At 54.8% G+C, this 25556-nt stretch carries 26 protein-coding genes; 8 read left to right on the forward strand and 18 right to left on the reverse strand.

What is annotated here, in order from left to right; genetic code table 11:
* Positions 1 to 34: 34 nt before the first annotated feature.
* From CEE69_RS23365 to CEE69_RS23395, 7 genes are all read right to left on the reverse strand, one after another.
* On the reverse strand, positions 35 to 4954 hold the full coding sequence (locus CEE69_RS23365) for a chemotaxis protein CheB (RefSeq protein ID WP_099263021.1): 4920 nt from the start codon (positions 4952 to 4954) through the stop codon (positions 35 to 37).
* 312 nt (positions 4955 to 5266) lie between these two features.
* Positions 5267 to 5761, reverse strand: a complete 495-nt coding sequence (locus CEE69_RS23370; protein ID WP_099263022.1) for a response regulator — start codon at positions 5759 to 5761, stop codon at positions 5267 to 5269.
* A 126-nt stretch (positions 5762 to 5887) separates the two neighbouring features.
* The gene (locus CEE69_RS23375; protein ID WP_099263023.1) at positions 5888 to 6661 is read right to left on the reverse strand and encodes a CDP-alcohol phosphatidyltransferase family protein; all 774 of its coding nucleotides are present in this window, start codon (positions 6659 to 6661) and stop codon (positions 5888 to 5890) included.
* A 3-nt stretch (positions 6662 to 6664) separates the two neighbouring features.
* The gene (locus CEE69_RS23380; RefSeq protein WP_099263024.1) at positions 6665 to 7816 is read right to left on the reverse strand and encodes an endonuclease/exonuclease/phosphatase family protein; all 1152 of its coding nucleotides are present in this window, start codon (positions 7814 to 7816) and stop codon (positions 6665 to 6667) included.
* Positions 7817 to 7897: 81 nt separating this feature from the next.
* On the reverse strand, positions 7898 to 8320 hold the full coding sequence (locus CEE69_RS23385; protein WP_233215556.1) for a DUF421 domain-containing protein: 423 nt from the start codon (positions 8318 to 8320) through the stop codon (positions 7898 to 7900).
* 246 nt (positions 8321 to 8566) lie between these two features.
* Positions 8567 to 8746 (reverse strand): YqaE/Pmp3 family membrane protein, encoded by a 180-nt coding sequence (locus CEE69_RS23390; RefSeq protein WP_099263026.1) that lies wholly within the window; start codon positions 8744 to 8746, stop codon positions 8567 to 8569.
* Positions 8747 to 8824: 78 nt separating this feature from the next.
* Positions 8825 to 9100 (reverse strand): hypothetical protein, encoded by a 276-nt coding sequence (locus tag CEE69_RS23395; protein ID WP_099263027.1) that lies wholly within the window; start codon positions 9098 to 9100, stop codon positions 8825 to 8827.
* Between the two features lie 536 nt (positions 9101 to 9636).
* On the opposite strand from CEE69_RS23395, the gene CEE69_RS23405 reads away from it, so the two are divergent.
* Positions 9637 to 9810 carry a hypothetical protein gene (locus CEE69_RS23405; RefSeq protein ID WP_233215557.1) on the forward strand — a complete coding sequence of 58 codons (174 nt, stop codon included), beginning with the start codon at positions 9637 to 9639 and terminating at the stop codon, positions 9808 to 9810.
* Positions 9811 to 10085: 275 nt separating this feature from the next.
* On the opposite strand, the gene CEE69_RS23410 is transcribed toward CEE69_RS23405, so the two are convergent.
* The 10 genes from CEE69_RS23410 to CEE69_RS23455 form a co-directional block, all read right to left on the reverse strand.
* Positions 10086 to 10442 carry a hypothetical protein gene (locus CEE69_RS23410; RefSeq protein WP_099263030.1) on the reverse strand — a complete coding sequence of 119 codons (357 nt, stop codon included), beginning with the start codon at positions 10440 to 10442 and terminating at the stop codon, positions 10086 to 10088.
* Entirely contained in the window at positions 10384 to 12051 is a 1668-nt protein-coding gene (locus tag CEE69_RS23415; RefSeq protein WP_233215558.1) for a sigma-54-dependent transcriptional regulator, read from the reverse strand. Before CEE69_RS23415 ends, CEE69_RS23410 begins: the two co-directional genes overlap by 59 nt.
* 169 nt (positions 12052 to 12220) lie before the next feature.
* The gene (locus tag CEE69_RS23420; RefSeq protein ID WP_099263031.1) at positions 12221 to 13339 is read right to left on the reverse strand and encodes a glutamate--cysteine ligase 2; all 1119 of its coding nucleotides are present in this window, start codon (positions 13337 to 13339) and stop codon (positions 12221 to 12223) included.
* Between the two features lie 86 nt (positions 13340 to 13425).
* Entirely contained in the window at positions 13426 to 14631 is a 1206-nt protein-coding gene (locus CEE69_RS23425) for a M20 family metallopeptidase (protein WP_099263032.1), read from the reverse strand.
* Positions 14628 to 14957, reverse strand: coding sequence for a DUF4235 domain-containing protein (locus CEE69_RS23430; RefSeq protein WP_099263033.1), 330 nt, complete (start codon positions 14955 to 14957; stop codon positions 14628 to 14630). Before CEE69_RS23430 ends, CEE69_RS23425 begins: the two co-directional genes overlap by 4 nt.
* A 117-nt stretch (positions 14958 to 15074) precedes the next feature.
* A complete protein-coding gene (locus CEE69_RS23435; protein ID WP_233215559.1) occupies positions 15075 to 15278 on the reverse strand; it encodes a hypothetical protein in 204 nt (67 codons plus the stop codon).
* 71 nt (positions 15279 to 15349) lie between these two features.
* Complete coding sequence (locus CEE69_RS23440) at positions 15350 to 15835, reverse strand: phage holin family protein (protein WP_099263081.1); 486 nt, start codon at positions 15833 to 15835, stop codon at positions 15350 to 15352.
* Between the two features lie 5 nt (positions 15836 to 15840).
* The gene (locus CEE69_RS23445) at positions 15841 to 16050 is read right to left on the reverse strand and encodes a hypothetical protein (RefSeq protein WP_099263035.1); all 210 of its coding nucleotides are present in this window, start codon (positions 16048 to 16050) and stop codon (positions 15841 to 15843) included.
* On the reverse strand, positions 16047 to 16433 hold the full coding sequence (locus CEE69_RS23450; RefSeq protein WP_099263036.1) for a hypothetical protein: 387 nt from the start codon (positions 16431 to 16433) through the stop codon (positions 16047 to 16049). The genes CEE69_RS23445 and CEE69_RS23450 overlap by 4 nt, the downstream gene beginning before the upstream one ends.
* A 2-nt stretch (positions 16434 to 16435) precedes the next feature.
* Positions 16436 to 16867, reverse strand: coding sequence for a CsbD family protein (locus CEE69_RS23455; protein ID WP_099263082.1), 432 nt, complete (start codon positions 16865 to 16867; stop codon positions 16436 to 16438).
* Between the two features lie 404 nt (positions 16868 to 17271).
* Here CEE69_RS23455 and CEE69_RS23460 point away from each other — a divergent pair, with 404 nt between their 5' ends.
* A complete protein-coding gene (locus CEE69_RS23460) occupies positions 17272 to 17727 on the forward strand; it encodes a TIGR03067 domain-containing protein (RefSeq protein ID WP_199169930.1) in 456 nt (151 codons plus the stop codon).
* A gap of 63 nt (positions 17728 to 17790) precedes the next feature.
* Entirely contained in the window at positions 17791 to 18279 is a 489-nt protein-coding gene (locus CEE69_RS23465) for a DUF1269 domain-containing protein (RefSeq protein ID WP_099263037.1), read from the forward strand.
* Positions 18280 to 18464: 185 nt separating this feature from the next.
* Here the strand turns inward: CEE69_RS23465 and CEE69_RS23470 are convergent, their stop codons facing one another.
* The gene (locus CEE69_RS23470; protein WP_099263084.1) at positions 18465 to 19505 is read right to left on the reverse strand and encodes a YheT family hydrolase; all 1041 of its coding nucleotides are present in this window, start codon (positions 19503 to 19505) and stop codon (positions 18465 to 18467) included.
* A 147-nt stretch (positions 19506 to 19652) separates the two neighbouring features.
* Here CEE69_RS23470 and CEE69_RS23475 point away from each other — a divergent pair, with 147 nt between their 5' ends.
* From CEE69_RS23475 to CEE69_RS23495, 5 genes are all read left to right on the forward strand, one after another.
* Complete coding sequence (locus tag CEE69_RS23475; protein ID WP_099263038.1) at positions 19653 to 20324, forward strand: hypothetical protein; 672 nt, start codon at positions 19653 to 19655, stop codon at positions 20322 to 20324.
* A gap of 162 nt (positions 20325 to 20486) precedes the next feature.
* On the forward strand, positions 20487 to 21914 hold the full coding sequence (locus tag CEE69_RS23480) for a mechanosensitive ion channel family protein (RefSeq protein ID WP_233215560.1): 1428 nt from the start codon (positions 20487 to 20489) through the stop codon (positions 21912 to 21914).
* Positions 21911 to 23179: a DUF2254 domain-containing protein gene (locus CEE69_RS23485; RefSeq protein WP_099263039.1), complete on the forward strand. Its 1269-nt coding sequence runs from the start codon at positions 21911 to 21913 to the stop codon at positions 23177 to 23179. The genes CEE69_RS23480 and CEE69_RS23485 overlap by 4 nt, the downstream gene beginning before the upstream one ends.
* A gap of 91 nt (positions 23180 to 23270) precedes the next feature.
* A complete protein-coding gene (locus CEE69_RS23490) occupies positions 23271 to 24518 on the forward strand; it encodes a mechanosensitive ion channel domain-containing protein (RefSeq protein WP_390179998.1) in 1248 nt (415 codons plus the stop codon).
* Positions 24518 to 25546, forward strand: a complete 1029-nt coding sequence (locus CEE69_RS23495) for an AI-2E family transporter (RefSeq protein WP_099263041.1) — start codon at positions 24518 to 24520, stop codon at positions 25544 to 25546. Before CEE69_RS23490 ends, CEE69_RS23495 begins: the two co-directional genes overlap by 1 nt.
* Positions 25547 to 25556: the final 10 nt, after the last annotated feature.

A 25556-nucleotide genomic window follows, 5' to 3' on the forward strand; every position in this document is an offset into this window, starting at 1 on the left:
AAAGCAATTCACCGAAGCAAATTCGAGGCCAGGTTCACGCGTCCAGCAAGCCTTTTGCGATTCGTAGCAGGCGATTCACTTTCAACGGTTTGCTGAGGTATTCATCAAAGCCTTCGCTGATCAGCCGTCGCCGGGTTCCTTTCATCGCGTCAGCGGTCAACGCGATCACAGGGAGCTCGATCCCTCGGCTGCGGAGTTCACGAACGGCGCCCAGGCCATCCAGTTCGGGCATTTGCATGTCCATCAAGCACAGCTCGAATGGATTACCCTCCGCGATCGAATTGACCACCATATCGACGGCTTGCCGACCGTTCTCCGCCACCTCGACTTCACAGCCCGCCTTTTTGAGAAAGTGTTGGGCGACGAAGCGAACGTCACGCATGTCATCAGCGATTAGGACTCGGGCGTTCAGCAAGATGTCCTGATCGATCGTTGTCTTCAGGTTGTCGCTGTCTTTCTCATCGGACAAGTGGATGGTGAGAAGGCCCATGTCGCCGATCGGATCGACCGGCAACCGAATCGCGAATTCGCTGCCTTGGCCTTCGGTGCTAGTGACTTGGATGGTTCCACCCAACGCTGCAACGAGGCGTTTGGTAATGCTGAGTCCCAATCCGGTTCCACCAAAACGATTGGAGATCGTCGCGTCAGCTTGGACAAAAGGTTCGAAGAGAGTCCGCAGTTTTTCGTCCGCGATCCCGATCCCATTGTCGACCACTTTTAAGATCAAGAATGTTTCGTCATCGATTCGTTCCGATCGAGCGATCACATCCACGCGTCCCTTCGGAGCGAACTTGATCGCATTGGCGATGAGGTTGATCATGATCTGACGCAGTCGAGCTGAGTCGGTCGTGATTGTTTGTGGCAGCGGTTCAACGACGTCGAAATGGAGCGTGTTTTGGTAATCCTGGGTTCGCATCTTCATTGTTTCGAAGATGTCGGCCAAAAGCTCACCGAGCGAAACACTGTTCGTCGCGGTGGTGAACTTGTTCGCTTCGATCCGGGACAAGTCCAAAACGTCGCCGAGCAACCGTAGCAGGTAGTCCCCGTTTCGCTGGATCGTCGACAGGTATTCCAGGCGGGTGCTTTCGTCAGGGTCTTCCTGAAGAATCTTTGTGAACCCGAGCATGGCCGACAGCGGTGTGCGCAGTTCATGACTCATGTTGGCGAGGAAGCGACTCTTGGCTTCGTTGGCAGCGTCGGCAGCCAACTTGGCTTCTCGAAGTTCGTTCTCGACTTGAAGCCGATCTTCGATGTCAACAAAAGTCACCACCGCACCGACGACGTCTTCCCCCTCGTGAATTGGGTGACACCAGTATTCGACTGGGAAGCTCTCACCATCCTGCCGACAGAAACGCTCGTCGTACCGATTGATTTGATCACCCGCACGAATCGCGGAAAGGATGTGCAGTTGTTGTTCGTCGAAAGGATTGCCTTCCGAATCGCACGGGCGTGCGAGCTCGGCAAGTTCTTGACCGACGATTTCGCTGCCGCAATCGTACCCCAGCAACTTCGCCGCTTTTTCGTTGCTGAAGGTGCACTTGCCGTTCACGTCCAGCCCAAAGAGTCCTTCGGCGGTCGAGTCCAAGAGCAAGCGGATGGTTCGTTCATTGCTTTCGGTGTGACGTGCCACTTCGATCCGCTCCGTCACATCGTTTTGGACACCAACGAAATGAGTTAGTGTGTTGTGTTCGTCGTGCACCGGAGTGATGTAGAGATCGTTCCAAAATGCTTCGCCGTTCTTGCGATAGTTCTTGATCAATTCACGAACCGATTCCCCACGATCCAAAGCTCGTTGAATCTTCAAAACGGTTTCCTGATCGGTCTCTTCCCCCTGCAGGAACCGGCAATTGCGGCCGAGTATCTCGTGATCTGAGAACCCGGTCATCTCCTTGAAACCTTGGTTGACGAAGTTGATCGGGTTATCCTCGAGGGAGCAGTCCGTGATCACAATTCCGTTGGCTGCGGAGTGGACCGCCTTGCTGAGCAAACGCATCTGAGATTCGTGAGACTTCCGCAAGGTGATATCACGAATGGAAGCAAAGAAGAATTGCTTGCCCTGCAACGTCACCGGCGTCAAAGCAATCTCAATCGGGAACTCCGCACCATCTCGCCGGCGGAGCACAGACTCGAACAAGTCACCTCCGTTTGAGTGGGCATTTGCGAGGCGATTGTCGTAGGTTTCTGCGTCATTTTCTGACTTGAATCGGGACAGGAACTGCCCCGCCAGTTCTTCGCTTGAAAAACCCAGTTGTTCACCCATCTTTCGATTGGCGTAGCTGATCTTTCCTTTCTGATCCAACAACACCAAGGCGTCGACGTTCTCGTCGGCCATGAACTTGAACTTCAAAACGTCACGTTCCGCTTGCCGCAGGACGTTGACGTTCACGAACGCGATCACGACACCGTTCGTTTCTTGGTTCTGCATGTATGGAAGTGCGCGAACCAGATACGACGAGTCCCGGCAAGCCACCTCCCACTCCAGTTCGATTCGCTCGTCACGAACTTGTCGAACATGGTCGAGAAATTGGTCGTCATGAATTGGTTGAATGAAAGCTTCGAGCAAACGACCGATGTCATTGTTATCGATCGAAAGGAGTCGTGAAATTTCGGGGGTGGCCCGCCGGATGCGTAGTTCGTTGTCCAAGAACAACACGCCTACCCGCGTGGTCGCCAACAGGTTGACCATGTCTGCGTTGGCTTCGTTCAACTCATTGACACGAATTTGCAACTCCGCGTTGACGGTGTAGAGCTCTTCATTGACGCTCTGCAGTTCCTCATTGGTGCTCTGCAATTCTTCGTTGCTGGCGACCATTTCTTCATTGGTGGCCTGCAATTCCTCGTTGGAAGTCTCCAGTTCTTCGATCGTTGCCTGAAGGTTTTGGCGGCTGAAGCTGAGTTCGTGCTCGAGGTCATCGATTCGCGATTCCGTGGCCGACGAGAAGTCGAGTTGCTTGCGTTCCGTGTCCGACGATTCGTCGGACGGCGCCGCCGCTTCACGCAGGGCACTGGGAATCTCGGATGCGTTGAATTGAATCAGGATGCAAGTCGCCGCCTTCGCTGGCAATTGATAAGGTTCGGCGATCAATTCCAAGACATGATTTGGGCCGTCTGCAGGCGAAGGGATTCCGTAGTAGTGAACGGCGTCTTGTTTTTTGATTGCTTGAGTGACTGCGGCACCGATGGATGCGCGCAGTTCCTTCGTCACCATGTGCAGGATGTTGTCCGAAGGAATTCCGTCCGGCACACGCAGGTATCGGCTGACGCCTGGGAAAATGTGAATGACCCGGTAGTCCGTGTCGATCACCACACTCGGCGGCATTTTGTCAGCAAGAAGAACGTTGTAAATCTCGAGAAGATTCTCGTTGCGACGTTGCGGCAATGGTTCCGCAATGGATGTTGAGACGGAGGTGACTCGCGAAATCGATTGATTGGCCAGCGGCATTCGCAATTCGATGGGCAACCGAACATCACGACGCTTTCGGAACAATTTCCATTGCGAATTGATGGCATCGAATTCATCGCCGATGTCACCCACGCTTTCGCTGGGGCCAAGGAACAGCACGCCACTCGTTTTCAAGGCGAAGTGAAACAGCGACAGCGTTTTGCGTTGAGCCGGTGTCTGCAAATAGATCAGCATGTTTCTGCACGACACCAAGTCCATCTGAGTGAACGGTGGATCGTTGATGACGTTTTGGGCCGCGAAAACGACGCTTCGCCGAAGCGAATCATTGACCAAGTATCCTGAATCACGCCGGATGAAAAATTTCTCTCGGCGATCCGTTGCGATTTCGCTAAGTTGAGATTCGGTGTAGTAACCCGTTGCAGCGATTTGAAGTGATCCACGATGCGGGTCCGTCGCAAACATCTTGAAGTCGATGTCGCGACCGGATCGCTCGATGCCTTCGCGCATCAACATTGCAATCGAATAGGCCTCTTCTCCAGTTGCGCATCCGCAGACCCAAATGCGGATCGTGTCCTTGGCGCGTCCGATCAGCTCAGGGATGACCTGTTGCTCGAGGACTGCGTAGGCGTCTCGATCGCGAAAAAACTGGGTCACTCCGATCAACAAGTCGCGGTACAGTTCGTTGACTTCTTCAGGGTGTTCATTGATGTGAGCGACGTAGAGCGCCAGGGCATCTAGGTGCATCAAATCCATTCGCCGCTGAATGCGACGATGCACGGTACCGGTCTTGTAGTGATTGAAGTCAATGCCGTGTTTCTTTTGCAGCAACTGAAAGACACGTTCCAGCCCAGATCGCTCGACCACCTCCAGGTCAGGTTCTTCGTCCGCTTTGGTTCTTTGCCCGTCAAACAAATATTGCTGGAGCGTCTCACCCATCTTCTCTGGGGCCAGTTCCAAATCGACGTGGCCGGTGTTGCGAGCGTTCATCGGCATCGAATCGAACTTGCAAGTTGCCGGGTCCTGAATGACGACCAAGCCACCGTTGTTACTGATTTCGACCACGCCTCGCGAACCATCGCTGCCGGTGCCTGACAAGACGATTCCGATCGCACGTTCTTGAGCGTCCTGCGCGAGCGATCGCAAGAATTGATCAATCGGGTGAGTCAAGACTTTTTCGCTGCCACGATCGGTCAGCAATAGCTTCCCATTGCTGATCACCATCTCTTTTCTGGCGGGAATCAGGTAGATCGTGTCAGGTTGGACTTCGACCCCGTTATCGACCACCTCGACGGGAATGTTGGTAACTCGGCGAAGCAAGTCATCCATGTGACTTTTGAAATCGGGCGACAAATGTTGAACGACGACGAACGACATGCCGGTCGCGACGGGCATTTTGCCAAACAGCTTTTCGAGAGCTTCTAGGCCACCCGCTGAGGCTCCGATTCCCACCACCGGCTGATGTAGCCAGCTCGAGGTCTGGGGTGCGTCGTCGGTTTCGATTTCTGATTCTGTACCGGACGAATCGTCTGGCAAAGCACTGGTGTCAGCCATGGATGATAATGAAGGAGGTTCTGTCTCCGGCTTCCATGCACTTTCATCGAATGGTGAGTCTATCACCGGGCTGTGAGCCAGAAACGCGGAGAGCCAAAAAACTATGGTGATCAGATGGAGAACGGAGAGAACGTCACTCCATTGTCAAGATCGGATGCTATCCAACCATGCTGAACGATCAGGCACCGGAAACGACTGGAGTCAGCCTAGTGTATGAGCGGGCCAAATGCTGTCAATCTTCAAACCACCCGAGGGCGGACGGCTGAGCTCGAAACCCGTTGCAAGATACAATCGTCCGTCACGATCCGGCGTTCAGAACTCTCTGAACTCGGATGCGATTCGGCGGAATCTCGCTGACACCGAGTGCGTCGCCGATGCATTGTCGCCAAAGGAAATTGGTTCGTTCCCATTCGTCAAATAGCGTACGCACGAGACAACCTGTTCTTTCGAAACGGGCTTTTTCAAATAGGCGTTTCCACCCAGTGTTTCGACCATGCGATGAATCTCGCCGTCTTCGAGACTACTGGATACAACGATTGGAATCGCGGCGACATTCGGATCCGCATCCCCCCGTACTGTTTGAAGCAAATGCAGACCGCTGAGGTGAGGCATGTCGATGTCCGCAATCACCAAGTGCGTTGGTTCACGACGCACCGCTGACAGCGCGGTCGCGCCGCAGGAAGCATGGACAACTGAGTATCCAAGTTCTCGCATCCAATGCCCCAGCTGTTCTCGAATAACGCGGACATCGTCCGCGATCACACACCTGAGGGAGCGATCAACGTCGTAAGGCGGTGTTGTGGGCATATAAACTCGTGGGGGTGGGGATAACTTGCAACGTGATTGCGAACGTTGTGCCAAAGAAGTCACTTTTTGAAGAGCAAGCCAAGGTGAGAAATGCTCTGTTCGTACTAATCGCGAAGCGGAGGAATGTTATCTCGAGGGAGTGTCTGAGATAACGGGGCCGCGCGGTTGAAACGGGCGATTTCGCCACAAAACAAACGAGGCCAGCGTGTACAGAATGGGATAGACCAAAGAGACCAAAACCAACCAGGCTGGTGGTTGAGGGTACATCGGTAACATGGCGATTAGCATCAGCGTCCAAATTGCCGCACCCGATAGCAACCAAACGCGATGTTGTTCGGGCGCGAGGTTCGGGTAGACCAATCGAATGGGGGCGATCGTCAGCCCGGCCAGCACCGCAATTATCACGGCGACTGGCCACTGCCCCGACCAATGGTGCAGCAGTCCGGCGTAGAAAGCAGCAATGTTCCAGTACGAAGGAAAGCCGCGGAAAAATCCGTTTTGCTCATCCTTGGCATCGCTGTGAGCGAATCCGAAAAGACTGGCTCCCATGGCCAGTGCGACGATGACTCCGAACCCGTCCGGCATCCAGTTCATTCGCCAAACCAGCATCAAAGGAATGAATGCAAACGTGAGGTAGTCAAGCAGATCGTCGATGGTGCGACCATCGATCGACTTCGCTCGGGTTTTCACGTGATACCGGCGAGCGAGTGGCCCATCGATCGCGTCGATGAATGTCGTTAGAAGCAACCAACCGAACACCCGTCGAGGATCGCAATCCGCTCGAGTGATTTCCAGCATTGCCAATGCTGCGGGAAGGATGCCCGAAGCAGTCAATGCGTGAACGGCGTAAGCGGCAACGGTTTGCTTCGTCGTCGTGGGCTGGTCTCTGGTATCCGCCATGTTTCAACCAATCGCGGGCACGCGCGGCGTGACTGGAATCGAAGCAGTGTTAATCTCTTCTGCTTCCGCGGCACGCTGCAGTTTTTCTTGAGCTTCTTCTTCGTCCCCAGCCTTTTGCTCCAATGGTTCTTGTTCTTTTTCAAGCACTGGTTGAAGTTGCAGGTCAATCAAGATTGGGAAGTGATCGGAGCCGACGTCATCCAATCGCCTCAGTTCGCGGATACCAAAGTGCTTGGAGTGAAAGACATGATCGAGCGGGAATCGCATCCAAATGTGATCGGCGTGAAATGAATTGAAAAAACCACGACCGCGACGAGGATCGAGTAGTTGACTCAACCGCAGGAACAAACGCGTTGATGGGGACCATGCGACGTCGTTCAGGTCTCCGCCGATCACGATTGGACGATCGTCTTCGGCGAGTTCCTTTCCCCAGAGAACCAATTCCGCGTCACGGGCCGTGGCATCGTTGTCGCGAATTGGTTCGGGGGGGCGTGGGTGAACGCCGATCACGCGGATTTCTTCGCCGCTGGGGAGTTTAACCAACGCATCAATGGAGGGAATGTCGTCTTGGACTCGAAAACGAATTTCGCTTTCGCTGATTGGCAGCCGTGATAGCATTGCCATCCCGTACCAATTGTCTTGCGGGTAGATGATCTGATTTGGAAACATTGGCTTGAGTTCTTCAAGCGTCGGCTTCCAGCGTTCATCAATCTCGGCTGCGATCACCATGTCCGCATCGGATTCGCGGACGACTTGGGTCCATTTTTCGAAGTGGTCGTTTTCCATTTCGACGTTGCTCACCAGCAGTCGAAATCGGCGGTTGTCGCTCGACGATCCGTCCGTTTCGACCGGGTCCCAAGTTGTCGCTTGTGTCGGCGCGACGATGGTATAGGGAAAGATTCTGAACAGGTGCCACCCGGCGATAGCGGTCGCAAGAATGCAAATCGAAATGCAGCTGACTGCTGGTTTGCCGGAGTAAACCGTGTTCACCCCGACGAACAGCAATGTCGCAATGATTGTGACGATGACGATTTGAACCCGCGGGAAATCCCATCCGCGGATGAACCAGTGTGGGTGCGAACTCAGTGGAGCAAGTGACCCAAAGACGAGGACACCGAACAGCGAGAAAATCAGAATGTTGAATGCAGTCAGCATCTTGCGACCTTCCGATGTGCAGTGTTTTAAGGAGAGGACAAAGCGTCACGCTGCGCGACGGTTCTTAAGCTGATTCAATGATCAGGGCGAACTCAATCGATCCGCGTCGCGGACGTTTTGAAGCAACCTGGGGTCGACCGGTGTATCGGAAGTGGAGTGCAAAACTGAAATGTCGCCAGTCGTCTCAAAGACAACTGCTAGAACTTGATCGAAATTGCAAGCATTCGCTTCACGTAGTTTCCCCATCAAGTCGTTCTCCGTCAAATTGGCTTGATGAAGATTCTCGTGAAGAATTGTCGAGCCGGCCATCAATAGAACCGGTTGGTTATCGATGCACTGACTGAAGGCTTCCGAGCGTCGCCGCAGGAAAGCGATTGCCCACTGAATTGCGAAGAGTGAGAGCAAGGCGAGAGCTCCCATCAACAATGTCGGAGAAGGCTGCGTGATCGTCGCTCCAAGAATCGAACCCGTCGCGATGGTCATCGCGAAATCAGGTGCAGACATTTTGGAGAAACTCCGTAAGCCAGTCATCCGCGTGTACGTCAGCACTGCTCCGTACGCGAAACAGGCGGTGACGAGGATCCCGATGATCTCAGCTGTCGATATGTCAATCCACTTTTCGAACATCGGACTCCGTCCTGATTTGGTGGCTTTGTGATCGATGGAAATAAGAAAAGGGCGACAAAGTGATTTGCCATACCACCGGGTCGCCCAATTTGTGTTCTTCGTCCTTGCAGCTCGACGTGCGGATTACAGCACGATCAGCAATGCGTGGATGATTCCGATGATCCAGAATCCAACCAAAGTCAAAACGATGTTCAATAGGAACTGTGTTCCGACGCCCTTGTCCATGTAGACAGCCAATGGCGGCAGCAGGATTGCAAGCAATACCTTGAGGACAGTGTTTTCGTTTTTGGCGATAGCAGTCATTTCATTCTCCTAAGTTGAGGTGACAGGGTGCGAAGCGATCTCCGTTGCCGATCGTGTTCGGCGAACAGAGTGCTTTGATCACTCGTCGGCTGGAAGATCGATGTCGACGTCTGGAGTCGTGATCGTCTTTTCTTCCATGTTCACGTCAACATCGGGGACTTTGATTTTGCTTTCTTCCGTGGTTACATCGACCTCTGGTGCGTCGACGTCGTAGCCGGGAAGTTGTCCCGAGTCGCCGCTCACGTCGACGTCCAAGTCGGGCATCTCACCCTCACGCGTTTGTTCGACATCACAGCCGACAGTTGCGAAAGCGAGCGAAAGTGACAGCAGCGTCATTAGAAATGTCTTGTTCATGTTGATCTCATTTGGATGGAATCAGGAACGCGGCTTTGAACCTGATCACGGTGAATGTTTTGCTTTGTTGCCGCGGGACTGGGAGAAAGGCAAAGGGTGTGCCAAGTCGCGACCGAGCGGTCAAAAGTGCCGAGAGAGTATGGATCTTTCAGTGACCTTCGCGTACGCGCGTGTGGGATAGGCGAGGCTATCTGCGTCCACATCCTGCAAGCTGACAGGAAGCGATTCTGTTCGAGTTGATCCGACAACTCCTCTGTCGCGACTGGAGGAATGCCGCCAAGGGATTGGATCGTCTCCGAGCACCGTGGTAGGAAGTCGATCAGTCTTTGCAGCTTGCTCCATCCAGTGAGGCCGCGGCGGTGAGTGATGAGCGTCACTCACTCGGGCGTATGCGTTGTATGGGAGAGCCGTTGAACCGGACAGTGTTTTCCCGCGACTTGGAACCGATGCGATTGGGAATGGCATAGTCGTTGCATAGTCATTCGTTCCACAGTCCCAGCGTTTTGTTGGGACGCACTCGAATGAAGGAATTTGCAATGGCCAATGAGACTGGAATCATCGAAGAAACGAAGAAAGCCGTTACCGACAATGAGCGTCCGCTCGGCGAGCAGGCACCGGGAACACCATTTATGTTCGTCGCTCTGAGCTACCTGGCTGTCTTGGCCGTGGTCTCGGGCGTTGTGGCTCTGATCATGTGGTCATCGAGCTGAGGCATTCTCGGCCGGAGTGGCGAGCGTATACTGCGAGGCATCGCACCTGGGTAGGCGCTCTGTCACAGACGAATCAAATCGCCAGCCGAACGCCTCATGGTGGGTGGTCGAGAGCGTCATTCGAGCGGCTTCGCGATGCTGACGAGCGGGCTGGCACGAAGATGCCTCCACGATTGAGGCGAGAACCCGCTGTTCGTCCGAGACGTACCCTTCTGAGGTATCGCTGGACAACGAGAGCACGAGCGGTTCGATTCACCGCGGAAAAGGTGTTCTATTTAGCTGACGTTCGCCTGTGAGAGCTGTTTAATTTCGTTGAGCAGTTGTTCTAGTTTCGGCGTTACGGAAGCGTGCGTTTCTTTTGTTGCCGCACCATCGTCTCTTCTGGCTGCATCGATGAACGGTTGCAGTTCGTCAACGGGTGGTCCGCTTTCGAAGGTGCTTAACAATCCTTTCAGCGCGTGCCCAACCCGGGCGGCTTCGCTGAGGTCCTGACTCTCGACGTGACCGTGCATTTGCTCCAGCATTGGCGGGCCGTCTTCAGCGGCGATGTTCGCAAGCATCACGAGCATGTCTTCATCGCCTGCGACTCGCTGAAGAGCAGCGGCGAAGCGTTTCCGTTGGGCGTCGTTCATTGGAGGGTTGATGGGGAAGGTGGATCGAGCGAATGCCGATCGCTGGAAGGAGGCGTGGGGAGTTTGTCGAAATCGCTGGACGACAAACTTTATGGCGTGCGTCAACCACACGCCGCCGAATGATCGGCGGCCAATGGTTGTCGATTCGCGACTCAACCGCAACGTCGCTCTTTAGAACAATGTTGTAGGAGTTGATGCGATCGCGAAGTTTGCCACGCGTGATGCCGAGAATTTCAGCGGCTTGGCTCTGGTTGCCGTCAGTGGATTGAAGCACTTGAAGGATGACAAAGCGTTCCATGTACTCCATCGACTCACCGTAAACGTTGGTCGACTTTTCTTTCAACAGGCGCTGGACCAACTGAGGCAACTGGCTTCCGGGAGCTTCGCTTTCAAGCTTGTCACCTGAGTTAGCTTCTGACTTTGTGTCGCCAGGACGAGCACCGGCGATTGCGTCCGGCAACGTGTCCGGCGTGATGACTGGCATGACGGTGTCCAGCACGCAGCGGCGAATCACCGCGCGAAGCTGACGGACGTTGCCTGGCCAGTCGTAGACCGTCAACAGATCAACGGCCTCGGGTGACAAACCTTCCAAATCGGGTTTGTTGAATTCAATCTTGGCTTGTGCAAGGAAGAATCGGATCAACGCTGGGACGTCACTCAGTCGATCCCGCAGTGGCGGAAGTTCGATGGTGACTCCGTTGAGGCGATACAGCAAATCCTCGCGGTAGTCGCCGTCTTCGACCATCTGTTCCAGCGGACGGTTTGTCGCGGCGATGATGCGCACGTTGGTTGTCAGCTCTTTGTTGCCACCGACTCGCTCGAACCGTTGCTCTTGAAGGACTCGAAGGACCTTGGCTTGAACGGACGGTGCCATGTCGCCAATTTCGTCCAAGAACAGCGTTCCACCGTTGCATTGTTCGAACTTACCGATTCGTCGAGACTCGGCACCGGTGAAGGCGCCTTTCTCGTGACCGAACAATTCGCTCTCGAGCAAGTTGTCTGGCAAGGCGGCACAGTTGACGGCGAGGAAGGTTTCCTCGCTGCGGTGGCTGTATTGAAACAGTGCTCTGGCGACGAGTTCTTTCCCAGTTCCGCTTTCTCCGCGGACCAAGATCGGCACGTCTTGCTTGGCAACCTTCCCGACTGCTTTGAAAACATCCAGCATGACTGGCGAGCGACCGATGAACAGCTCAGCAGATTGGTCTCCACCTTCGTCATCCGCTGAGATCGCGACGGGAACGCTGCTGATTTGTCGCTGTTCGATCGCTTTCTCAACGAGATCTCGAAGCGATTCGACGTTCAACGGTTTCGCGATGTAATCAAACGCGCCCAGCTGCATCGCTTCGATCGCGGTTTTGCTGGCCGCCTCGACTGTCATGAAGATCACTGGGATCCGTCGGTCGTGTTCGCGAATCTCGCAGTAAACGGCAAGCCCGTTCTGGTCGGGGAGCTGAATGTCCAGCAGCACGGCATCAAAGTCGCCTTGGCGAAGTTGCCCCAAACCGTCGGCCGCATTCGCCGCGACAGATACATCGGCGATCGGAGCCAAGGCTTTCTCGGTGAGAGCCAAGATGGTTCGGTCGTCATCGATGACGAGGAGGTTGGGCATGGATTTCGACCACTTTGAACGGGGTGCGGATTGGACCCCCGTCTCTACGTGAGGGGCGTGAATTGCTGTGCCTGCTGCCATAGGGAATCACCCAGGGGAAAAGATTATCGTTTGAAGAATCGTTTGTCGATCAGCTTGGTTGATGGTCGAGCAATTTTCGCGCCAACTATCAGGTCAGGATGGCGTTCGGGCAGGTTTCAGTGACGACAGCGGCAACCACACTGCTCAGTTCGCCACCGCGTCTTTGGCGGTCCGCGCCCGTTCCGTTGCTGATCAACTCATTCGCGAACGCTTCGACCGGGCGAGATTCGCCAGTCGCGTCCAAGGCGGGTTGCAACGCAGTCATCAAACGATCGAGTAGCTCAGAAGCACCGATCATCTCGCACGAAACTGGGTCAACGAGTTTGTCGTTCATTCCGTATCGAGCCGCATGCCAGATCGCATAGGACAGAACCGCAGGACGAATCGGCTTGATCGGTTTCGATTGCTCTTCTTCCGCGACGGCTAGCATGACGATCGCGCGAATCAAACCGACGTAGCCGACTGTTTCTTCGACTTTGGTCATCACGTCAGCGGCACGGAACTCGATCGTTGGGACCCGAGTGGGCAGCCGGATGTCCCAATACAAAAAGCTCTCGTCCTTGATCGCACCGCAAGCGACCAGGTCGTCGACGCACCGTTGATAGTCCGCGAGCGAATCGAAGTGTGCGGGCGGACCAGCCATAGGCCACTGGGCCCAGAGTTCTCGGCGGTAACTTGCGTATCCAGTATCGACGCCATTCCAAAAAGGCGAGTTGGCAGTGATCGCCTGCAGGATCGGAAGCCAGCGTCGGCAGCGATTCATCACTTGAATTCCAAGTTCACGATCTTCCATGGCAACGTGAACATGACAACCGAAGATGAACAAATCACGCGCAATCTGCTGGTAGCGATCCGTCATCGCTTGATAGCGATCTTTTGGCGTCAGAGCGTCATCGGTAGGAACCGGCAACGGATTCGTGCCCGCGGAGGCGAGTTCAGACTCGTTGGACCGCGCCGCGTCGATCAGCATTCGTCGCGTTTGGGTCAGAGCGTCACGAACCTCTTCCAGAGTGCTGCACACATCCGACGCCATTTCGATTTGATTCAGGTGAAGCTCGTGCTGAATTTCTGAATGGGCCTCTTTCGATCCGCCGTTACGCCGAATCGTCCGCATAACTTCCTTGCAGTTCGGTATCAGCGCACCACTGCGAGGATCAACGAGTTGGTATTCTTCTTCGACGCCGACGGTGGGAATGGTGAAAGACACGATTGATCTCCAATCAAACAAGGATCCGCCGATTGGACACCGGGTCGGACAAACAGAAGTGAGAAGTGAACGAGGCGACGAGAATCTCAAGTGGCCGGGGTGGGCGGACCATCCTGGATCGCGGCGAGTGCCAACACACTTGCACCAATGGGCAGTGCGGACTCGTCGATATCGAACTTGGGCGTGTGCAAGGGTTCGCTACCGAGGTCAATGCCCGCGACGCCGAGACGGAACATCGCAGCGGGAACCTGCTGAGCCATGAAGGAAAAGTCTTCGGCGCCCATACTGGGTTGTGTGATGTCGCGAACGTTTGCTTCGCCTAGAATTTCGATGCCGGCTTTGCGAAGCCGGCGGGCAACACCCGCGTCGTTGATGACTGGTGGAGTGTGTTGGCCGAACTCCAAGTCAATTTTGCATGAATGGATTGACGCGATCGATCGGGAAATCTCCGCCATCATCTCTTTTGCTTTCTCAGCGCTTTCCGAAGAGAGCGTTCGAAGCGTTCCGCTAATCGAGGCGGAGGATGGAACCACGTTCGGCGCGTTTCCGGTGTGAAGGCTGCCGACGTTGATCACCACAGCATCTCGAGCATCGATTGCTCGAGGGACACGGCGATAGATGTCGGTGACCCACTGCGCAGCCGCACCGACCAAGTCACCCGTTAGGTGCGGTCGTGCTCCGTGGCCGCCTTGGCCGGACATTTCGACGGTGAACAGATCGCACCCGGCGGTGAACGCGCCTTCGCGAATTCCGATGGTACCGACCGGGCGCGTTGGGTCCACGTGCAAAGCGATCGCGGAATGGACGCCCTGCAACGCACCCGAACGAATCATGTGCAAGCCGCCGCGACTTGTCTCTTCGGCTGGTTGAAGAATGATGCGGCTGTTGACCGCCACGCCTTCACTAGCGAGTTCCGTCAAGATTGCGGCGGCCCCATATCCCATGGCGGCGTGTGCGTCGTGACCGCAGGCGTGCATAACCTGATCAGTGCCACTGGCGTAGTCGTGTTGCACGAGGGTTTGGATCGGCAACGCATCGATGTCAGCACGAATTGCGGTACGTCCCAGTTCGCGAGCTTCGCCGATGTCGACGAATAGACCTCGGTTGTCTTCCGCCAGCGTTGGTTCCAGTCCGAGGTCAGTGATGATCTCCGCCAGAAACTCCGTCGTGCGATATTCGTAACCGGACAACTCGGGGTAGCGATGGATGTACCGCCGAACCTCTCGAGTTTTGATCGCGTGTTTTCGTGACAACGACGCGATGCGGTCCTGCATATCTTCGGCGGTCATCATGATTCCGAACGCATCGATCGGTAAGCCGACGATGAGGCTCGGCGGGAAGCGATTCGTGCAGCACCGACGATGGCACCTGAAACTGCACCCCACAACAATGCCTCTCGCCATTCGACTTCGTGCGACGTCGGATTCTTGGGAGGGTCGCGTTTCAACGCGGCACGCCAGCCAAGTTCGATGCCCTGGCGGACCAGGAAAGTGCATCCGAGTGCGGCGGCAAACGCAATCGCGTTTTCTGCTTGGCCGATGCCTGAGTTGCGTCCGTCCGGTTCATCACTCAAAAAGTCGACGGCGCGATCTTTTAGATCTTCAAGTTGTTCTTGCATTGCAGTAGTTCCTTAAAACGAAGAGCAACCGACTCGGGTTGCTCTGGCGAATGATTGTGGCACTCGGTCGCGATCGATCGAGTTTGCGAGCGTTGCGACCGAGAGTCGCTTTGCCTACTACGGCTTGATCTTCCAGCCGATCATGACGCCCAATCCGAACGCCCAGCAGGCGGCGACATCGGGATGGTCTTTCGCATAAGCCTTGGCCAATCCGAACAGGTCTTGAGCCGGTTCCTTGACGTAGTGCTGAGCGGCGTCTCGGCCGAACTCCACGGCACCGTTGGCGACTCGGTCCGCTGTATCGCGAGCTTGATCGGACATGCCGTTTATGTTCGCGGTTTTGGATGATGTACCGGTAGTACTTTGATGGGTTGATGCTTCATTCATGACGATTACCTTTCAGTAAGGGGAGAGACTTGGTCGGGGGTGTAGTAGTGAGTTGGTTCGCGATGAGTTCGGAATGACTCGCGACGCATTTGATTGCGAGCGGAGGTCGATGGCGAAATCATGGTCGCCTTCAACCAGCGAACGTTCTCGGACAGTTCGGACTTCGTTTCAGCCATCGCGTCGGTAGCGGCCTGGATGGCCTTTGCCGCGATGAACATCAGCACGCCAACGATGACGAAAGTCGTGACAGCAAGAGTCACGAGTGCGCCGCCGGTCGAGAGTTCAGTCAGCTCATCGAGCAAAAATCCGAAGCCGATCAGCAAGACGGTCAAAGCGGATCCGGCCAGAGCAACCGCGATCGACGTGAAGATCGCAGCAGAGGTCAATTTTCGCTTTGCTGCTTGAGCGTCAACTGACAGCAGTTGCCATTGCAACTCGCATAAGTCGAGGACGTCCCGCAGGACTTTCTGGATGCTGGCGTTGTTTGGCATGTCGATCACGAGGGTCGGCGTTTAACGATCCAACCAAGAGCCACGCCAAAGACGCCGGCCGCAACAAGTGAGGCGGTCGGGTACTTGGCGACGGATTGGTTGATGAATTGCAGTTTGTTGGATGGCTTCTCATCCGCGTCGAATCTGCCTGCCTCGGAAAGAGGTTCGTCAAACTCGAGACGTCTGGGTGGTCGGGAATGTGCGGGAGCAATCATGTGGACGATCGGTTGGTCAGAATGCGATTGATTTGGTGAGCCGCCACGGTGCTGGCCTGCCGAATCGCGAGCGTCATCACGGTCCCGGCTATTCCTGCCATCAGTCCCTTCTTGGCTGGTTCCGGAGCGACGCTGTCATTGCGAGAAGTTTCGCGGATGACGATTCGTTCCGGCGTTCGCTTCGAGGGGACGATCAGGAAGCCGATTGCCGCGGCACCCGCCAGGATCGGCAAGGGGTGCCGCGACATGTGATACTTCCAATCCGTCAGTTGGCGAACTCGGACGCGAGCATCGTCAACTTCATAGGGAAGCTCCGTTCTGATCTCAGCCATTCGTTGCTTGATCGCAGCGGACTGCTTTTTGGTTGCAAGCGTGGTCGCCATGACTATTTCTTGTTACCGAAGAACAGGATTGCACCAGCGGCGATTCCGAGACCAAACGCGATGGCCAACGATTCACCGGGACGCGTGCGAACGGTGTCGGCGAGTTTGGTGCCGTACTCGCCCGACTGCGATGCGAATCGCTGGTAGTTCTGGCGAGCGTAGGCTGCCGCATCGGCGGCTGCAGCTTGTGCCGCGTCGCTGTATTGTTGAACGGTGTCAGCAGCTTGGTCGCTGAAGTTTCGGCTGAAGATGCCATCGAGGAACTTCTCGATTTCGTTTTGCGTCGCACCTGTCTTCTGTTGCACGACACCGACCAGTTGTTCAGCCGAACCACGTGCTTGTTGCAGGTCGTCTTCGGTCAATTGCCCCCAGTTCTCTTTGAGCCGGCCTTTGACTTCGTTCCAGTGACCTTGTAGTTCTTGGCGATTAACCATGAGATGGACTCCTTTTCTTGTGTTGGTCGAATTGTTTCTGCCTTCGGTTTGCGATCTCGTTTGAGATGGCGATGAAAGTGAATCGCACATGGCGGGCCAAAACGATCTAGGAATTCGGAAAGAGTTGCGGATTCCCTCGTTTGGTCGCGTTTCCCTATGGCTGGGGACTAGATCCAACTGAACGTGGAGCGAGACCATGAGTGAGCGAATGGGCGCGGCGATCCGAGCGGGTCGAAGCTTCGATGCCTTTGCGATCATGTTGGTCGCTTCTCGTTCAGTGTGCCTTTTCGTGCTTGCGTATTCCCGCAGGTGCCCTCGTAAGAAACACGAAATCAACTGTCGCGTGGTACGACGATTGCGATTGTCCGAGGCAAACACCTCAATCACCAACCAAGGACCAACCGATGTCTCGTTTAGCAATCTATGCCGTCTTGCCCGCTCTGGTTTTTGCTTCCGTCGTTCCTGTTTTCGCGGACGAACATACCCAGCCAATGCTCAAGCGATTGGCTGGGGTTTGGGAAGTCGAAGAAGGCGTGAACCAAGGCGAGGAGATTCCGGAGGACGAACTCGAAGGAACGATCATGAAGATCGAGAAGGACATGATCATCACCTACGATCGCGAGCAGCGAGAAGTCTACCGGGCTCAGTTCACCCTCGATGAAACTAAGAAGCCTGTTCAGATCGACATGATCACCGAGATGAAAGGCATGCCCCCGACGAAGTCGTTTGGGATCATCAAGATGGAAGAGGGAGATGAGTTTGAAATCTGCTACGCCTTGCCCGGTGCAGATCGTCCGAAGGAGTTTAAGTCTCCCAAGGGCAGCAAAGTCATGCTGTTTGAAGCCGAGCGTGAGGACTGATCTCGTAGCGAAGAAGCCGAGGGATTCTCAAAGCAGTTTGGAAAACAATTACAAGGAAAAGTCATGGGTCATCAATGTCTCGTCGCGGAATACGCCACCCGCGAAAAGTTGGCGGTCGCCGTCGAAGCACTTCAGAAAGACGGTTATGGAGCCGACGATTTCAGCGTCGTCACCCCATCCGACCAGTCGCACGACGTCGCAAATGAGGGTGCGAGCAACGATCGAGCGTCGTCGCCGCCGGCGGAGAAGACGACCGGTGCGGCCACGTTGGCTGGCGGTGCGATCGGTGCATTACTGGCGGCACCAACCATGATCGGGCCGTTTCTCGTCGCGGGCCCGATCGCGGGAATGGCGGCCGGAGCCGTCGGTGGTGGACTTCTCGCGTCCATGAAAACTTGGGGATTGGACGACAAGGCCAGTGCCAACTACGAGACGAATCTCAATTCGGGTTCGTCGTTGATCGTGATCGAAGGTGACAAAGCGAAACTGAATGCGGCAGCGCAAACGCTGCAGACCTGCGATCCGGTTTCGATCGACCGCTACGAGGCGTGAGGCAGGATTTTGCGGCCGGTTTTGATGAACGCTGGCTGCGCTGGCGTTTGTCAGCTTGGACCTTGCCTGTCGTGGACTGCCGGCGCAAGTACTTTAACGAGCTGTGACTATTGGGCGATGGCCGTTCGGGTTGGCTGCGTCGTGTGAACCGGTACTAACGCACTTCGGCTGATTGGCATGGTTGCTTACAGCGTCGAATCCAAGAATGCGATCGCGGCGGTTTCGTGCCAGCGACGGCGGTCATGGCCGAGGAAACCGGTGTGGCCGCCGGACTCGCATAACATCGGATGCAGCGATTCATTGCCGTCCCAGTCAATGCCTTCGAAGACTTCGGGTGCGACGACCGGATCGTCTTTCGCGTGGAGCAGCAATGTCGGCGTTCGGATTTGTTGCAGAGAATCAATCGCAGAATTTTCCGCGTAGTAGTCCTTGGCTCCCTCGTAGCCGAAACGCGGTCCGGTGAATTGATCATCGAGTTCCCAGACCGATGAGACTGATGAAAGCGTCGCCCGCTCATTGTCGGTTAGTTCTGCTGAGCTCCGTAGCAGCTCATCGCATTGCTTATGCAGAAGATACTGGTCAAACACGCGGTTCGAACCCGTTTGTAGGTTCTGAGACGTGATCTCCATGTCCAGCGGAGCGGAAACACTGACCGCGGCATCGAAGTTCGAGTTTGAGCCGGATTCGGCGAGGTACTTGAGCAGTAAGTTGGCTCCCAAAGAGAATGCGATGCATGCCAGGCCGTTCCTGGTCCACTCTGGTCGTTCTTCTTTCAGGTACTCGGTCAGATGGCACACGTCGGCGGTCAAACCCGGGTGATGAAAGCGGGCGCACTTTGAAGCTGAGCGCCCGGCGCCTCGATGATTCCAAAGTAAAACGTCGTACCCGTTCGCGTTCAGTCTTTCTCCGGCCGACCGCATGTAGCGACTGAGTGCGTGCCCTCCCATGCCGTGAAAGATGGTTACCAATGGATTGTCGGCTTTGTTATCAGTCGCCGGAAAATAAAAACCGCTCATCTCGTCGGGAGGTGTGTGGTCATCGGGAATCGACACGGCCACCGCATCCGCTCGTGATTCAAGATCGAGTTGCGGTTTCATCCATTTGACCGAAATCGTTTGCAGCCAACCTCCCAGGCAAAGCGGATGAGGCCGGAAGTCATTGAGTGCGTCGATCTCTTTCGCGACGGTGCTCGAATCTTTGTAGCTGGCTGAATCGGATTCGGGCATGACCGTCGCTTTCAACTGGGCGATACTGAATTGAAATTTCGAATGCCAATCGGTTACGCGAATCCCACGCCAACCACATTTGGAACGGTGTTTGCGTTGATTCCCCCAGAACACTCAACAATCAAATCTTACTGATGGGGACTCACGATGACACGCTCAAACCACACCATGCACGGTGCCGTGGCAATTGCTGCCACGGTGCTGACATTGATGTTTGCAATCACGATTGCCAACGCCGATGACGGAATCTTTGGAAACGATGGAGCTTCCACGGTGACCGGCGACATTCTGGAATCGCGAGGCGATTTGGCGGAGGGATTGGGACGGGGGGCCGTACTCCGTTCGCTTTCCGCGGAACGTTTTCAAGAAGCGATCGCAAAGCAACTTGAAAACAGGAAAGAGTCGGTCGAGTTGTACTACGACATCAAAGCTCTCCGCGAAGAGCAACTGAAGAAAGATCGCATGTCGGCATCCGAACGAATGAAGATCGCAAACTCGCAAAAGCCCGATCGATTGAACGAGAATCAGATCGAACGCAAAACCGGCGAGATCTATTGGCCCGAGCCGCTCGATAGTCCGGTTTTAGAACCCTATCGTCGTCCGATCGAAAAGACATTGTCGAAACGCTACCAGCCCGATGCCGAGTATCGTGAGTTCGACTTCATCAAGGTCCACCGCATGGTGAAACGCATGGAAGAAGCAATCGATTCGATCCGAGATGAATTGGACGCTCGCGAAATGGTCGCTCTAAAAGACTATCTGGTGCAGATCGATTACGAAGCCCGTTTCGACAGCAAGAACAATCGAGTCGACTTCTAAGTCGACGATGTCACTTGCCTTTTGACAAACGAGATGCCGAGGTTCGTAAGAGAGCTTCAAGGCATCCGTTTCTTCTCGGCCTGACTTCTCAGCAGAGCCGGATTGGCCAGTCATTGGCTGCGGGTCCAAACGCCCGTTTCGTTTTCACTTCGCATCCACTGTATGTCCATGTCTCGATCGATCGTTGCCATCTGCGGAATGCTGATTGGATTCTCGCTTCATTTCGGAGCCTCGACCAATCAGGTTCACGCACAAGACGAGTCTCCAACCGCCGATGATGTTGCCGCTGAGGTCACCGGCGCGGACACGGAGTCGACCAAGAAGGCAGCCCAAGTTGCCGACGAGGTTCAAGTCGATCCGGTCAACAGTGACCAACGCATCGAAACTCGCTTGCAAGAAATCATGGAAGCGACGGGTTGGTTTACGGAACCCCTCGTGGAGGTCGATCGTGGAGTCGCATTCTTAAGTGGTACGGCTGATACGACGAACCACCGCGAATGGGCCGAAGCAACAGCAATCAAGACGTCGGATGTGGTTGCGGTCGTCAATCGCGTCAAAGTCGCTGAACTGCCGCTATGGAATTTTGCACCGGCGATTGCATCGCTCAAACAGCTCGGGCGAGAGGCCACCGGTGTCTTGCCGTTGGTTCTGGTTGCGATCGCGGTTGCGATGCTGTCGTACATGTTGGCACGTGCTGGAGCGGGGTTGACGCGTTATTTCACTCGATCGCGAATTGACAGCTCGCTGTTGCGTCAGGTCGCCGGCAACGTGGTCGCGGTTTTGATATTTATCATCGGTGTTTATGTGGCCTTGCGGGTGTCGGGGCTGACACGTTTGGCCGTCACCGTGTTGGGCGGTACCGGTTTGGTTGGTTTGGCTCTTGGATTCGCCTTCCGTGATATCGCGGAGAACTATCTGGCCAGCATTCTGATCTCGCTCAATCATCCTTTTCGCGTTGGCGACCTGATTGAGGTTGAAGGGGCGAAGGGTTTCGTTCGGAAAGTCACGACGCGTGGAACCGTGCTGAACACATTGGAAGGCAACCAAATCCAAATGCCAAACAGCACCGTCTACAAAGGTAAGATCATCAACTACACCGCCACCCCGCTCAGCCGTCAGGACTTTACCGTCGGGATCGGGTTTGAAGATTCCATTGTCGAGGCCCAAGAGATCGTGATGTCGGTGCTGAACGATCATGTCGGCGTGGTCAACGACCCGGCCCCGATCGCGATCGTTGAATCTCTAGGATCGGCGACGGTCAACTTGCGAGTTTACTACTGGTTCGATCAGACGACCCACTCACCTCTAAAGGTCAGCAGCAGCGTGATCCGACTTGTCAAGCAAAAGCTCACCGAAGCCGAGATCACAATGCCCGACGAGGCTCGCGAATTGGTCTTCCCACGCGGAGTGCCCGTGCAAGTCGTGGAGAATCTACCCACCGCACCGCCATCGCTTCCCAAGCCATCGGCGTCGCGAACCGAGCCCACGCAATCGGTTGGAGAAGGCGATTTGAAAGCCGAGCAGAGCGAAGTCTTGAGAGCAACTGAAGACGATGAGATTGTCGAAGGTGAGGCGAACCTAATCGCATGAAGGCCTACCTACAGCAACTCATTTACCGAGTCAAAGGAAGCTATTGGTTCATTCCGTCTTTGATGGTCTTTTCCGCAATCGTGCTTTCGCAGTTGACGATCTGGATCGATCGTACGTTAGGGAACAGCTGGTTGCAGGACTACTGGTTCACTTCAATGAACCAACCCGATGGTGCTCGCGCGTTGTTGGCGACCGTCGCGGGATCGATGATCACGGTCGCAGGTGTCACGTTTTCGTTGACGATTCTCGCCGTCTCGCATGCGACGTCGCACTTCGGGCCTCGGCTGCTCGACAACTTCATGCGGGACCGAGGGAATCAAATCACTCTGGGGACCTTTGTCGCAACGTTTTTGTATTGCTTGCTTGTTTTGCGAGTCGTTCGCGGTGAAGCGGTTCCCGAAAGTTGGGATCTGACCGTCGAAGCATTCGTTCCGCAGTTGTCGTTGTTCGTCAGTCTGATCTTGACGATCGCGAGCGTTGGAGAATTGATCTACTTCATTCACCACGTCCCCGACAGCATCCATGTCTCGACCGTTTTGCGACGTTTGGCGACGGATATGTCTGGCAAGTTCGACGAGCTCTATCCGGAAACGCTGGGGATTGCGTTGAACGAAGACCGGGACGATCCCGTCCTTGCGAAGGACTTCCTGCACACGGTTCCGTCATCGGTGACCGGGTATTTGCAAGGCATCGATGAAGATGAACTCATGAGCTTTGCCGAGGAGCACCAGGCGGTTGTTCGGCTGAAGAAACGTCCCGGAGACTTTGTTTGTCGAAGTGAAATCATCGCCGAGGTCACGCGAACGGAAGGATGGGGAGAGGATCATCTGGATCAAGTTCGCCGCGGGTTCACAATCGGTTTTTCGCGAACGCCCACCCAAGATGTTTTTTTCATTCTCAACGAATTTGTCGAGGTCGCTACGCGGGCGTTGTCTCCAGGCGTGAATGATCCGTTCACCGCCATGCAATGCATCGATTGGTTGTCTGACGGATTGGTTCAGTTGTCACAACGGCAGCTGCCGACTCGCTACCGAACGGATGACAATGAGGAGTTGCGGATCATCACGACGGAAGTGACTCGCGCGGACTTCGTGGATGCGATGTTGTGGCAGTTGATTCCGTATGTGCGCGATGATCGCAACGCGTCGCAATACTTCGTCGCGTCGATGAAACGCGCGATCGAAATTTCCAACTGCAAGACGCTGAACGAATTGATTGAAGAAACCATCCAAACTCTTGAAGAGAGCAGCGACCGTGAAGAATGATTCTGACTCAGGTGGAGACCCAATTTGGTCGAGGTTCGCGTTCCGAGGAATTTCGGTGGCGTTGCTGTTTTTCGTTTGCTTCGCATTCACAGTGTCCGCTGGTATCGCGCACGGTCAGGAAGCCAGCGACACCGAAACCGAAGCGGAGAAGAACGCTCCGGTGGACACGGTCGCGGTGGAAGACATCGTCGATGATGAAGCCATTCGTGAACGGCTCGCAGAAATTTTCGCTGCGGCCAAGAACAGTGGTTGGCTGACTGATGCGGAAGTCAAACTTGAGAGTGGCATTGTGACCATTCAAGGCCAAGCCGATACCGAAGAACACCGGCAATGGGCGGAGACCGTCGCGAGAAAGACCGAAGGTGTGGTTGCGGTCATCAACGAATTGTCGATCGACAGTGCTGTTGATTTGGTTTCCACTCGGAACGTCGTGACGCGGTCGCTCGACTCGCTGTGGACCGACTTCTTGATTCGCTCGCCATTGCTTTTCGCGGCGTTGATCGTCGTCGTCCTGACATCTTTGTTATCAAGGTTGGTCAGTTGGGGTGTTCATCGTTTGCTTGATAAGCGAGGAATGCGTACGAGTCTAAAAGACCTCATCAATCAATTGACTTCGATCGCGATTTGGGTGATTGGATTGCTCATCGCTACCGTTGTGGCATTTCCAGGTATGACGCCCTCGAAAGCCTTGACTGTATTGGGACTCGGGTCGGTTGCGATCGGATTTGCATTCAAAGATATCTTCGAGAACTTCTTTGCCGGAATTTTGATTCTATGGGGCTATCCATTCGACCGAGGTGATTTCATTACTTGCGGAGATGTGACCGGGGAAGTGAAGCAGATCACCATCCGCAACACAATGATTCGGAAGCTCGATGGCGAGTTGGCGGTTGTCCCGAACGCGAGTCTTTTCAAAAACAACGTCGACGTTCTCACCAACCAGCCTCAACGCAGGGTTCGACTCATTTGCGGCGTTGCCTACGACGAAGACGTCGACCAATCTCGCGATGTGATCAAGCATGCGGTTCAGGGATGTGAGAGCGTGCAGGGCAAGCGGACCGTGGAAGTCTTTGCCAAGGAATTTGCTGACTCCAGCATCAATTTCGAGGTCGCTTGGTGGGCGGGATCTAAACCGCTGGACATCCGTCGTAGCCGCGATGAGGTCGTCGCCTCGATCAAACGTGATCTGGATGCCGCAGGAATTGAAATCCCATTCCCGTATCGCACGTTGACATTCAAGAACCCTGAACACCTTGGCTTCCAGTCGACTGAGTCGGCCGGCGAATCAAGCGGTTCCGACGATAGCCACTTCACTCAAACCGAAGAAAGTGAATCCTGATGGATCACACCGCATTTACCCGACGTTTCCTGCTGGCCAGCGGCATTGTCCTGTTGGTCGTTGCAATCGCTGGATTGCTCTACGTCGCACGGAACTTGTTGCCGTTGATCTTTGGATCAGTGCTAATCGCGGTTGTTCTGAACCAATTGGCCGATCTGGTTGGACGATGGAGTCCGCTGGACATGTCACGAAACATGCGAGTTGGTTTGGTGATTTCCACGATCGCGGTGTTGTCTTGTTTGACGATGTATTCGTTTGCAAACTCGGCGGCGCAGAAGGTGGCTCAGTTCAAAGACCGCATCGAAAATTCGGTGCAGGAGAGCTTTGAATCAGTCAAACAACAACCGCTGGTTGAGGATCATTTGAAGGAAGATGCGAAGCTCAGTTCGATGATGCCCTCTTCCGGAAAATCCATTGGGCTGGCCAAGAATTTCTTCACGTCCGCGTTTGGTGGGATGGCGGACTTGTTGATCCTGCTTTTTCTTTCGATCTACTTCGCTGTCAGTCCCGACAAGTACCGCGTGGGTGCGATTCGGCTGCTCCCGACCGGTTGGCGAGAAGAGACATCGAATCTGTTGACCGAATCCTCCACGATGTTGTGGCGATGGATGATCGGGCGTTTGATCGCGATGGCTTTGGTTGGAATCGTGTTCGGGATCGGTTTGGCAGTGATTGGTGTTCCGATGCCACTGGAACTGGGCGTGTTCGCTGGTTTGGTGACGTTCATTCCCAACATTGGTGGCATCGCCGCAGTCGTGCCCGCGTTGCTGCTGGCGTCGCAACAAGGATCGACAGCGCTCGTCAGCGTTCTGGCTCTCTACGTTGTGATCCAAACCATTGAAAGCTATCTCATCACACCGATGGTTCAGGAACATCAAGTCGAGCTGCCACCGGCAATGGTGATTCTGGCTCAGATCATCGGAGGCTTGATCTTTGGATTTTGGGGCATCGTTTTCGCGACGCCAATGTTCGCGGTCAGCATGCTGTGGATCAAGCAGCTTTACGTCGAAGATTGGCTGGAAAGCTGATTGAATTGGT

Source organism: Rhodopirellula bahusiensis (assembly GCF_002727185.1).
Lineage (GTDB): Bacteria > Planctomycetota > Planctomycetia > Pirellulales > Pirellulaceae > Rhodopirellula > Rhodopirellula bahusiensis.